The following is a 12999-nucleotide window of genomic DNA, read 5'->3' on the forward strand; positions in this document are numbered from 1 at the left end:
GAATAACAATAAGGATTAAATGATGGCAATGAATAGACGTAGCTTTTTAAAAGGCAGCAGTGCATTTGCATTTTCTGCGAGTATTATGGGGTGTTCAAGTAGTGATGATGACACGACTGAACCACCAGTAACAGAACCACCAACACCTGAACCAGACGGTGTATTTCACACAACTTGTCCTCGAAACTGCGGTGATAGATGTAGCCTGTTAGTTTCAACCAAAGATGGAGTGGCAGTGTCTGTAACGGGCGACCCTTCACATCCTGTGACAGCCGGTACACCTTGTGTTAAAGGTCATGCATACCTTGAGTCTATTTATAGCCCAGATAGAATTCAACAACCTATGAAACGTGTAGGCCCACGTGGACCTGGTGCGACTTTTGAGCCTATTAGCTGGGAACAAGCCAATAGTGAAATTGCGGCAAAGTTAAACGAAGTGATCGAGACTTACACTGGTAACGCAATCGTTCCTTATTTCTATTCTGGTTATAGCGGCATTGGGGCAAGCTCTGGCGCTAACCGTTTTTTCAATCGTATCGCTAGCCGTAACTTGCAAAGAAACATTTGTGCCAGTGCGGGTTATTCAGGCATGAGTTCAATTTTAGGCGAGTTCTCGGGCCCAAGCCCTGAAGACTACGTGAACACTAAGTGTTTCGTGTCATGGGGAACGAACGAGCAAGCCACCAATATTCATCATCTAAAATTTATTAACGAAGCCCGTGATAAAGGCGCAAAAATTTTAGTGGTTAACCCTGCAAGAACGCCATTAGCTTCGCAAGCTGATATTTGGTTGCAACCAACACCAGGTACTGATGCGACATTGGTTATTGGTATTTCAAAAATATTAGTTGAAGAAGGTCTACACGATACTGGGTTTATCGATGCATACACCCAAGATTATGATGCCTTATTAGCGCGCCTTGAAGAATTTACTCACGACCAAATCGAAGCTGAAACGGGTGTGAGTAAAGCACAATACCAAGCCTTTGCAAGAACTTACGCGAGTGCAGAATGTGCGATGATCCGAATTGGTTACGGCTTACAACGTACTCTAAACGGTGGTCGTATGGTAAAAGCCATTCCAACGATTGCAGCACTAACGGGTAATATAGGTAAAGTCGGTGCAGGTGTTGTTTACTTGAATACTCAATCTGGCGGCTTGTTTGATTGGGGATACTCTGGTGGTGGTCACTTAACACCAGAAGATGCTGTTAGAGATACAGTAAACATCAGTGAAATTGGTAAATCATTACTGCCTGAAGATTATCAGCATGAAGATGGCCAAGTAGGCCCTTTAGCCTACGATGAACCGTGTGATCCGATTAAAGCTATGATTGTTTATTCAAGTAATCCAATCGCTATTGCCCCTGATGCTGATTTAATTGAAATTGGCTTAATGCGCGAGGATTTATTCTTAGTCGGTATTGATTTATTCCAAACCGATACAATGGATTATGTTGATTACTTATTGCCAACATCCAGCTATATCGAACAAGCAAATATGATCGATAGCTATCATTGTTACTATGCTAAGCACAGTACGCAAGCAATCAGCCCGTTATATCAATCAAAACCCGATACTGTTATTTTCCAAGATTTAGCAAAAGCCATGGGTTACAGCGACCCAGAATTTAGTGAAAGTATCGATGATATTTTACGTGGTAGTTGGAAAGGTAACATCAGTTACGACGAATTGTGTGTTCAAAACTGGGATAGTCCAGTTGTTGATTATCCATTCCGTAAAAACTATGACTTCCCAACGCCAAGCGGAAAGATTGAATTTAAAGATACCAGTGGCACATACTTTGATCCTGAAAAATTCAATCCAGTCATTGATACTGGCACACCAGAATCAGATGAATTTGCAACTAAAGGTATGACTGACGAAGAGAAGGCGCGTGAATTCCGTTTACTTTCACCTGCTCATCCCAAATTGAGTAATTCACAATGGGCTAACGTTAAATATATCGAAGGTACTTTTCCGCAGCATACCGTTTATATACATCCAGATGATGCGATGCGTAAAGGGATCAGTGATGGCGACCAAGTTAAACTCGTTGCCAGTCGTTATGGCCAACGTGATGTGACGATTCAATATACTGCAAGAGTAGAGCCGATGACCGCCACTGGCACTATCTTCGCTTGGAAAAATGCTTGGAAAAAGCTTAATGAAAATGGGAGTGGTACAGCGATTAATCAGCTGACCAATAGTGAGTTAACCGACATGAACCATGGTTCTACTTTCCACTCAACTCGTGTTGATATCGCTTTGGCGTAACCAATTCATTAAGGAATAAACAAATGACTGAACAAAAATGTTTTGTATTTCGTCAAGAAAACTGTGTAGGTTGTGAAGCATGTACCGTTGCCTGTCAAGCAGGTAAAGATTTAAATGAATTCATAACTTTACGCGATACTAGTCAAGGTGAAAAAACCAATAACCAAGGCAAGCAGATAGCAGTATTTTTAAGCCAATCATGCCATCACTGTGCTGATCCGGTTTGTGTTGAGAAATGTCCTGAAGGCGCAATGGTGCAACGTGCAGATGGTATTGTGTATATTGACGATAGTATGTGTATTGGTTGTGGAGCATGTAAATTTGCTTGCCCTTATGGTGCGCCTAAAGTTGACCCTAACCGCGGTATTTTATCTAAGTGTGATATGTGTAAAGACCGACTGGCAGAGGGTGAAAAACCGTATTGTGTACAAGGGTGTCCTGTTCAAGTTCTGGATGTAATGGATCAAAGTGAAGCTCTTGCTTTACCAGGAGCCAGCTTATCGGGCGACGGCCATCAGGATTTAGGTACGGGTCCTTCGACGGTATTTATTAAACTACGTAATTAATATTATAATTTTAATTTATAAAATTTTAACTTACTAAAATTACAATTCGTTAAATTTAAGCCTGAAGAATATTTCTTCGGGCTTTATTTTTATTGATATAAAAAAGCCCGCTTATGCTGGCTTGTTATATATGTTTCTACACCTTTGTTACTAATAGAACTGTTATGGGTATAACAGTTCTCTAAATGAAACTACATCATTTTATAAAACAACCTAATACTTTATTACTAGATTTATACTGTGAATCGTGTATTTCTACGTTGATTTAACTCTCTAATATGTTTATCCCAGTTATTACCAACTTGAATAACTGAACTTGCATGATCTAATAATTCTTGGTTATGTGATAAATCAATATCTAAAGCAAAACCTCTCGCTAATGCAATAATTGAATAATCTGTTTTAGTAATCGATTTTTGATTGATGCTGGCATTGATTATAACGCTAAAACCAGAGAAGAAAGCTGATAATAGCTCAGCTTCAGTTAAGCATTTGGGGAGTGTTTCGACACGTCTAAAATCAGAAATAACGAGGCTTGATAGCTTTCTACATATTGCATCAATCGATTTGGCAGGGTTTGATGATTCAAGCCAAACTGATTCATTTTGTAGGCTTTTTTCAATGGCGCTAGCGAGTTCAGCAGCACGCCATCTCTCTTTGAAACTCATTACTAACATAAATCTACCTATCATGTTCAATAGCAATAATTTAATAATACGATTTATTTATTAATGGATTAATGATCTAAGTCACTGTCTTAAATAAATCGTATAAATTGTTTTATATTAATTGGAATGTATCACAGACATTAATAATAACCTGAAATAGTATGAAGGTAATTAATTAAGAAGGAAATGACATGACTAATGCTGACAACGTTAAATCTATGGCGTTAATGTTTAATCTTTTAGCTGAAATTTTTTATAGAAATCCCGATGAGGATTTAAAAAAAACGTTCTCTGAACTGGATACATCATTATTCATAACAAATGGTACTAATTTGCAAGATCCTGCTTCAAAGTTGCTAAATGACATTAAAATTCATGCCACGAAGCACTCTTTAGCTGAATTAAAACAAGATTTTAATATGTTATTTATACGTCCCAAAGGAAAGCTGGCTTATCCGTGGGGCTCAGTATATCTGAATAAACAAAACCGTTTGTTTGATTTAACCACTTTAGCGTTTATGGAATTCTGTAAAAAATATCAACTCAATTTTACATTAAGTCAAAATGAGCCTGTTGATCATTTTAGCTTGATGCTGGTGGCATTAATTCATTGTATGGAGCTTGATGAAGCAGAAGAGAACTCTAGCATCAACGACTTTAATGAATCTTTATGTGAACATCCTGAAACCGATAGAGCGGCAACATTACTGCAAAGGCACTTATTGCCTTGGTGCGGGCGTTTTCTGACTTTAGTCAATGAACATAGCCAAACAGGCTTTTACAGTGCAGCTGCGCAATTAAGCGAGTTACTGCTTGCGCAATTGCAACATGATTATCAACTCACTATTAAACCTGTTGAACTGTACAAATAGTCATACGGTTAGTTTTGTGCATCTCATAAAATTAAAGCCAAATAACATCATGTTATCTGGCTTTTTAAGCTTTATATGACTTTATAGTGATTATAAATCAATTGCTAATATCTGAGACTCTAACGGTATTAGTGTTACTTTTAACTCACCAAGTCCGTGTGCAACATTGAGTTGATGAGTTATTCGCTGCTGAGATTGAAGTAAATTACTGAGTTCATACTGACCTTGATTTAAATTGGCGGATTTAACTAGCTCAGACGGTAACGTCAATGTGAATGAGTTGCTATCAGTTTGGCTGAAATTACTGATAACAATTAAAAATTGATTTTCATTGTAGCGGCTAAAAGCAAAGGTTTTATCGTTATAGCTATTTGAGACGGTATTATTATCAGTAGCAGTATCCGTTGTTTTATCAAAAGCAGTATCTACAGCCTTATCGATAATCTTATCAGCAGTACGATTAGTCGTATCAAGCTCAAAGTACTGGCCGTTGAGTGCTGGTGCTGTATGGCTTAAATTCATTAAGGTTTGATAATAATGACGTAAGGACTTTTCTTGTTCACTAGACTGGCCTCCGTCAAATTTCCCGTTATTCATCCAGCGTTGATGAGCTGGTACGCCAACATAGTCGAAAATACTGGTTCTAGTTGGTTGTCCAAAGCCTGCATTTTCAGCGCCTTGTTCACCGACATCTTGGCCAAAATACAGTAAGGTTGGCGCGCGGCTGATAGTGGTAGAAATCACTATCGCCGGTAGCGCGGCCTCTGGACTACCTGCAAAGTCTTGTGTGTTGATACGTTGCTCATCGTGGTTTTCCAGAAAGTGCAGCATATGCTGCTCAATATCCATTACTTTTGCTTGGTCTACTGCAATTTGAGCGGTGGACTCTTTACCATGAATAATATCTTTTAAAGTGTCGTATAAATCGACTTTATCGTAGAGGTAATCCATTTTTCCTAAGTGAATGTAGTCACGGTAAAGGCTGGGGTTATAAACCTCTGCTAATAAGAAAGCATTTGGGTTGTGATGTTTAATGTTGCTGTTAAGATAACTCCAAAACTCTACTGGCACCATTTCAGCCATATCATATCGAAATCCATCAACGCCTTTGGCTAGCCAGAACTCGGTGATGTCTTTAAATTTTATCCAAGAATCTGGAATGTCGCTGGCTGCTGTAGATTGCCAAAATGCATAATGCTCGGCGGATGACTTTTGCGCATAATTATCAGGAAGAGTAGGGAAGTCATGGCTGCCATCTGGCTTTACACCATAATTTACTTTGACTGTTTCATACCAGTCATTTGCTTCAGGTTTAGCTAGCCGCGAACCATTTCCAGTCCATTTTGCGGGAATTTCTGTAAATTTTCTGTCCGATAATGAGTGTTGCTCACCACCTAATGGTTGGTAGTTATCGCTAGCGTCAGGTACGCTGAAATTTTCACCAACAACATAATAAAAGTTATTATTTTTAGCGTATTCAACTTGAGTATTGTCGTGCTGGCCAAACTGACGATTGGTAGGGAGTTCACTCTGCTGGTCTAGTGAAACATAATTACGCGCCACGTGGTTTGGCACAATATCTATGATGACTTGCATTCCGTTTTGATGAGTGCGCGCAATTAATGCTTCAAATTCAGCTAAACGCTGCTGTGGGTTATCAGCTAGATCAGGGTTAACGTTGTAATAATCTTTAACAGCATAAGGCGATCCCGCGCGACCTTTAACTACATCTGGATCATCATTGCTGATCCCAATATTAGTGTAGTCATTAATCAATGCATGGTGAGGGATCCCTGTGTACCAAAGATGGGTTGTGCCTAATGATTTAATATCTTGCAATGCGGTATCAGTAAAATCGCTAAATTTACCTACACCATTTTCATCTATTGTGCCCCAAGGTTTATTGGTGGTATTGGTATTTCCGTAAAGGCGTGTGAATACTTGGTATACAACTGGCTTACCTTGTAATGGGGCTGCATTGTTTAACGTATTTGACGCCTTTTCTTTGACGTCTTGGTCATTTTTAGATGTCATCACGGTTGATGTATTGTTACTACTCTCTCCTGAACACCCACTTAGTATGAGTGATAAGGTAAGTGTCAGAGTTAATAATGGCAAACTTGAAATCATTGTCGGTTTTAATTGCATATCTGTCTCTTTTGACTGATGTAAATTTTGTTTTATATGCTAAATCGTATAAATCACGTTAATACAGTTGACTAAGCTTGATTAGTTTAAGCTTAAGATAATGACACCTTTCTCTTTTAAAGTGAGCGGCTTATCTAATGAATACGAATGTTGGCTTAAAATATCGAAACCGGTTTTGTTATCTTTAATCACAGCGTGAAACCGAGATAGGTTTAACTCCATCGCGTTATCATTTTTGTTATATATGATCATTACACTTTCTGATTGATCACCTTTTTGATAGTGTCTGGCCTGAACATATACCCCATCTTTTGGCACGTAGTGAGACAATTTACCTTGTTGGAGTGCAAGTGAGCCTTTACGGAAGTTCAACAAGGTTTTGTTAAACGCTAAAGCATCGATTTGAGCGGGGTTTAAGTTTTGCTGAGTGAATACATCAATCTCATCGCTTTCCCATCCCCCTGGAAAGTCACTGCGAACTAGGCCGTCATTACGATCTTTAGTGGGACTTTCCATAAGAACTTCAGTGCCATAAAACATTTGTGGAATTCGATTGCTGCTCATCACATAAGCCATTGCCATTTTATAAGCGGCTATGTCATTGTCCATTAAACTGTATAAGCGGTTAGTATCGTGATTACCTTCAAATAACACTAGGTCAGTTGGTTTTGCGTACACCACATCGTTAGCTAGCATCTCATATAGATTAATTAAACCGCTGCCCCAATCTTCTTTTTCTGTCAGGCTTGAAATAAGAACCTCATACAAAGGAAAGTCCATCATGCTAGGTGTGTGGGATACATAGCCGTCGGCGTTTTGTTTACCAGCTTGCCAGTAACTGACAGTAATTGGGTTATCAGTCCATTCTTCACCAACGATATTAAAATTTGGATATTCATCCATGATAGCTTTTGACCAACGAGTCAAAAATGACTTGTCTGCATAAGAATAGGTGTCTTCACGAATGCCGCTCAATCCTGCATATTCAACCCACCAAATACTATTTTGAATGAGATAGTTAGCCATAAACTCATCTATTTGGTTCATGTCAGGCATGGTGTCAGTGAACCAGCCATTTTCGAATTCTGTTCTATCTTCTTTCATCGCATAAGGACCTTGCACTGTGGTTCTGCGATGACTGGTATACATGATATCTTTTGGATTCTGTTGCCACTCTTTTTGACCATTTATCCAGCTTGAAGTAGGAAAGTCTGCCATCCATCGATGACCTGAACCCATGTGATTAACAATCACATCTTTAATAATACCAATGCCAAATTGATGCGCTTCTTCTACTAAGGATTTGTATTCTTCGTTGCTACCAAAGCGCGGATCAATTTTGTAGAAATCAGTGGTGGAATAACCATGATAGGAATATTTAGCTTGGTTATTTTCAAGGAGTGGATTTATCCATAGTTGAGTGACTCCTAGTTCATGTAAATAAGGCAAGGCTTTACGGATCCCCATTATATCGCCGCCATGACGTCCGTCTTTATCAGAACGATTGACAGTTTCTAACATGCTTGGATAATTGTCATTGTCCGGATTACCGTTTACAAATCGGTCAGGGGTAATGAGGTATATAACATCTTTATTGCTAAAACCTTGTCGCTCTCGAGAACCAGTGGCTCTTGCTTGTATGGGGTAATTAATACTTTGGACAAATTTATCATTGTCATAAAGTCCAAATTGCAGTGTTTGTGGCTCTGCCTGTTTTAAATCTAGATCGATAAATAAATGGTTTTGACTGCTTGATTGATGAACTTGTGTAAGTTTTACCCCTTGAGATTGCTCAAGTTTAATTTGCATTTTGCTGATATTTTCGCCATATACCAGTAATTGAAGTTGGCTATTTTCCATGTCTGCCCACCATGATTCAGGCTCAACAGTTAAATTTATAGCATGTGTTTGCGGAATAAATATCAACAAAAATATTAGTGAGATAAGACGGCTAAACCGTGTTAACTTTAAACTAAAATAATGTAAATCATGCTTAGTTTGTTGGAAATTGTGCTTATTATTTTTGATCATCTTACTTCCCTGATTATCTCTGTAAGAATTGTTCATGAGTTGATAATTCTGCTAAATAATGCTGATAAATAGCTTTTAAGTTTGTTAAAAATTCCTGACTGTCTTCTTGATTTATAACATCAGCTAGAGGGTTATAGTCTTTTGGTAAAATACCTTGACCTATCATGACTTGAAGCCAAGCTTCTTCAGTAAATAACTCATTGTTATGGCGAAATAAATTGCCCGTTTGTTTAAATAATTCAATTTTCTTTTTTAAAGTATTAGGAATATCCATTGCACTTGATACTTTCCATAAATCTCCGTTTTCCCGTTGATTTAACTTGTAATGAAGAATAATAAAATCTCGTATTTGCTCAAACTCTAATTTTGATTGTCGATTATATTCATTTACCAAAGTAGGGGAGATATGCCCGTTTGGCATGAATTTAGTTAGTCTAATGATTGCAGTTTGAACCAAATGTAAACTTGTAGATTCAAGAGGCTCTAAAAAACCTGAAGATAAACCGATAGAAATACAGTTTTTATGCCATTGCTCAAGCCTTCTACCAGGTTTGAAGCGGATGAGTTTAGGAGGAGCGAGTGGTTTAGTATCTAAATTTTTTAATAACGTATTTTTTGCTGTTTCATCATCGATAAACTCAGAAGAATAGACAATACCATTACCTGTTCTATGTTGTAGTGGAATACGCCATTGCCATCCAAACTCATGGGCTATTGAGCGGGTATATGGAACAATTGGTGAAGATTTTTCGCTTGGTACAGCCCAAGCTCTATCGCATTTCAACCAATGTTGGTAACTTTCGTAACCTACATCAAGAGTTTTATCTATCAGTAAGCCTGCAAATCCAGAACAATCTATAAATAAATCACCATTTATCGTTTTATCTGAATTTAGTTTTAAGCTTTCGATAAAACCATTTTCTCTAAGTTTAACTTTTTCTATATCTCCTACTATGTGTTTGATGCCTAATTCGCAACAGTATTGTTGTAATAACTGAGCATATAAGCCTGCATCAAAATGGTAAGCGTGAGTTAACCCTGATAATTGATCGTTATGAATGCGTGGTTTTACAGCAAACTGGTTATTTATTGCGGCTTGATAGTTAAAAGAATAATCCCATAAAGAGTTTGGTTTTGGTTTACTTGCTAACCAATAATGATGAAAAGCGGTATACCCAATATTTTTGCCGATATCCCCAAATGCGTGCATGTAAGCGTCATTTTCTTTTCCCCAGTTTTCAAATTGAATACCGAGCTTGATACTTGCTTGTGTCTTTTCAATGAAGTCTTTCTCATTAATGCCTAAAACATCATTGAAAATCTTTAAAGGTGGGATCGTTGCTTCACCAACACCTATACTACCAATAGTGTCTGATTCTACTAAAGTAATTTTAATTGTTTGTTTGTACATTTTGCAGAGCAATGCAGCTGTCATCCACCCAGAAGAACCACCACCGACAATAACAATTTCGTTAATTTTACTCGTCATTATCAAACCTCAAAATTGTTGGTAATTTAAAATTAGAATTATAAATTGCTATAAAAAAGCCCCTGTAAATACAGAGGCTTTTAGTTATCTACTTCATTAGAATTTGTAGTTTGCGCCTAACATATAATTACGACCATAGTTTTGATAGTCACGAATTTCTCGTGCATCATCACCAAAATATGTTGTGAATGGTTCATTTGTTAAGTTATTAACTTGAAATTGAACTGAAAGGCCTTCAAGAGTGGTAAATCCACCCTCACCAAAGTCATAACCAATTTGCGCATCTACAACTGTTTCTGCTGCAACATTCTGGTTTTCTCTGCTTAAACTAATTGCAGTAACTTCACCTAGGAAATCACTACGGTAGCGAGAGCTGACTCGTGCTTCAAAGCCTGAGTTTTCATAGTAAACAGTTGCATTGAACGTTTTCTCTGAAAGACCAGGTAAAGTGGTTGGTTCACTATCTGCAGTTTCTTTAACTTCTGATTCATTGTAAGAACCATTTAGAATTGTACCGAAACCTTCTAATACATCGGCGAACATACCGAAATCTAGAGATATTGAAGCTTCAATACCTTGAACGTAACCACCTTCACCATTTTGAGGAGTAGTAAATTTACCTGCTTCTTCTCCCGGTTTTACATCAGGCAGAATTTCGCTGAAATCAACAAATGCATCTTGATCATATACGAAGTTTTCTAAGTCTTTGTAATACACAGCTACAGAGAAATAACCTTGGTCACTAAAGTAGTTTTCATAACTTAAATCGTATTGACGGGCCATCCAAGGTCGAAGCTGAGGGTTACCTGCTGAACCAGTCCAGTAAACTCCATCTGTTGGGTTTTCATTGTATGAATAATTTAAATTCGCATTCATTTTATCCATACGGGCACGACTTAAAGTACGTGCAGCTGCAAAAACTAAACGCTGGTCTTCAGCCACTTGTAGCGCCAGGTTGAAACTTGGTAACCATTCTAGATATGAGTCTTCACCATAACTTGGTGTTAAGGTAATTGATTCATCATCTTGAACTGAAGCAGCTGTGCCGTTTGAACTTTGTTCACTATCGACGGCTTGTACACCAAAGTTACCTGTTAAAGGTAGTTCACCTATTTCAGTTTCAAAATCAGCTTTAACATAGAAAGTATTAACTTTCTCTTCTATCTGCCATGAATTTACAGCGCGATCGACTTGGACTGTTGCTGCATCAAGCTCGTCGTAGTTACCGTCGTTATAAAATGCAAGCGCATCGTATGACAACATATCACCCATACCGAAAAACGCTAATGATGTTGGGTCAAGTAAATATTTATCAGGTACTGTCATCATATAATCAGGAGCAGTATTTATGTCATAACCTTTTAGAGTTAGGTAATAACCTTGATCATCTTTAGTCTTCTCACGTTGGGTCAAATTGACACCAAATTCAACGCTTCGCATAAAACCGTCATCGAAGGTATAAGTTGTACCTAAACGAAGAGACTTAAGCTCATCTTCAATTTCTGGTTTGTTGATGAAGCCGTCTTGCATATTGCTATCAATACTTCCTGGGCCCCAGCTGAATGCTCCACCAAGTCTAACTAAGTTTGGATCTGAATAATCTAAAGCCGGATTAAATGTGTAACCACCTTCTCCATTAAATTTAAAACCTAAATCTTCAGTGGCTCCATTCCCATTACCACGACCCGTTCCTGCATAAGTTTCAATTCCGATATCAGTTCGTTCAACCTTGGACATTGCAATGTCAGCTTCTACGCTCCAATTAGTATTGATGATGTATTCAGTATTCCATCCGATTGAGATTGAGTCTGCATCACGAGTATTGGCATCGTTACGAATCAAAACGCCTGCATCACGGATAACGCCTTCAGTAACAAGTCCATTTTCAGCTGTAATTGAGTCAGTTCCTGAGTTAGCCCAACCGCCACCCCAAGCGCCAGGTATTTCAATACCACGTAAGATTTGTTCATCGTAGAATTTAGTATAAAAAACATCTACAACAGTTCTGAAATTGTCATTAGGAGTATATTCAAAAACCCCCATAAATCCGTCACGTTCAAGTTCACTTGAGCGAACGTAAGGTTTTGCACCACCTAAAATTTTATCGCCATTAGCATCTTCTGGATATCCCCAAGAATTCCAGCGCTCTTCTTGGTTAGGTGACTGCATTCTAGAATAACCTAATGCAATACCAATCGTATCATCAGCAAACTGATCAATGTACGAAATACTACCTCGGTAACCCTTATCTTCGGAACCAGAATTTAATGCGCCTAAATCGTTACTTTCAGCACGTAAGTTGACAGCAACGGTACGCTCACCATGACGAAGAGGGCTAATTGTCTGCATATCGACAGTGCCGCCAATTGCTTGCGTCATTAGTGAAGCATCTGGCGTTTTATAAACAATTACAGTATCAAGTAATTCAGAAGGGTATTGGTCAAACTCAACCCCACGATTGTCATTAATAGAAGCTTGCTCACGCCCATTTAATGTAGCCATTGTGAAATCAGGGCCTAAACCACGGATTGAAACAACATTTGCACGACCGTCTAAGCGTTGAGCTGCAATACCTGGAAGGCGAGCTAATGACTCTGCAATACTCACATCCGGTAACTTACCGATATCTTCAGATGAAATAGCTTCAACAACTGAAGAATTTGACATTTTTAATGATTGAGATTTTTGTAAGCTACGGCGAATACCGGTGACTTTTAGTACTTCAATTGATTCATCTGCAGATACAGCATCTTCTGCTTCAGCTGCGAAGCCGTACATACTTGTACTGGCAGCAACCATTGCTAACGTCAGTAAGCTTGGTTTAAATAGCGACATCCATCTTTCCCCTTCTGAATGGCCAATAGCTCTTAATGTGTAAGGTAGAGCTATTAGATTTCTATTATTTATAATTACAGTCTTTATAGTATTTCCTTCAGCTTGCTTAATT

Annotated in this window: 8 protein-coding genes; 3 read left to right on the forward strand and 5 right to left on the reverse strand. The window is 38.3% G+C overall.

All coding sequences use genetic code 11. The features are described 5' to 3' along the window. Positions 1–22 precede the first annotated feature (22 nt). Together QPX86_RS09745 and QPX86_RS09750 are read left to right on the forward strand one after the other, a co-directional pair. Positions 23–2278 carry a molybdopterin-containing oxidoreductase family protein gene (locus QPX86_RS09745; RefSeq protein ID WP_285165056.1) on the forward strand — a complete coding sequence of 752 codons (2256 nt, stop codon included), beginning with the start codon at positions 23–25 and terminating at the stop codon, positions 2276–2278. A 23-nt stretch (positions 2279–2301) separates the two neighbouring features. Then, complete coding sequence (locus QPX86_RS09750; protein ID WP_220755508.1) at positions 2302–2844, forward strand: 4Fe-4S dicluster domain-containing protein; 543 nt, start codon at positions 2302–2304, stop codon at positions 2842–2844. A gap of 233 nt (positions 2845–3077) precedes the next feature. On the opposite strand, the gene QPX86_RS09755 is transcribed toward QPX86_RS09750, so the two are convergent. Then, entirely contained in the window at positions 3078–3521 is a 444-nt protein-coding gene (locus tag QPX86_RS09755) for a hypothetical protein (protein WP_285165058.1), read from the reverse strand. A 182-nt stretch (positions 3522–3703) separates the two neighbouring features. Here QPX86_RS09755 and QPX86_RS09760 point away from each other — a divergent pair, with 182 nt between their 5' ends. After that, entirely contained in the window at positions 3704–4384 is a 681-nt protein-coding gene (locus QPX86_RS09760; protein ID WP_285165059.1) for a TorD/DmsD family molecular chaperone, read from the forward strand. 90 nt (positions 4385–4474) lie between these two features. Here QPX86_RS09760 and QPX86_RS09765 read toward each other — a convergent pair whose 3' ends face one another. From QPX86_RS09765 to QPX86_RS09780, 4 genes are all read right to left on the reverse strand, one after another. Beyond that, positions 4475–6532, reverse strand: a complete 2058-nt coding sequence (locus QPX86_RS09765; RefSeq protein ID WP_285165060.1) for an alpha-amylase family protein — start codon at positions 6530–6532, stop codon at positions 4475–4477. Between the two features lie 81 nt (positions 6533–6613). Then, positions 6614–8563 carry a glycoside hydrolase family 13 protein gene (locus QPX86_RS09770; protein ID WP_285165062.1) on the reverse strand — a complete coding sequence of 650 codons (1950 nt, stop codon included), beginning with the start codon at positions 8561–8563 and terminating at the stop codon, positions 6614–6616. Between the two features lie 13 nt (positions 8564–8576). Next, on the reverse strand, positions 8577–10052 hold the full coding sequence (locus QPX86_RS09775) for a tryptophan halogenase family protein (RefSeq protein WP_285165064.1): 1476 nt from the start codon (positions 10050–10052) through the stop codon (positions 8577–8579). A 96-nt stretch (positions 10053–10148) separates the two neighbouring features. Then, positions 10149–12887: a TonB-dependent receptor gene (locus QPX86_RS09780; RefSeq protein ID WP_285165066.1), complete on the reverse strand. Its 2739-nt coding sequence runs from the start codon at positions 12885–12887 to the stop codon at positions 10149–10151. Positions 12888–12999: the final 112 nt, after the last annotated feature.

The sequence above is a fragment of the Shewanella goraebulensis genome (assembly GCF_030252245.1).
Lineage (GTDB): Bacteria > Pseudomonadota > Gammaproteobacteria > Enterobacterales > Shewanellaceae > Shewanella > Shewanella goraebulensis.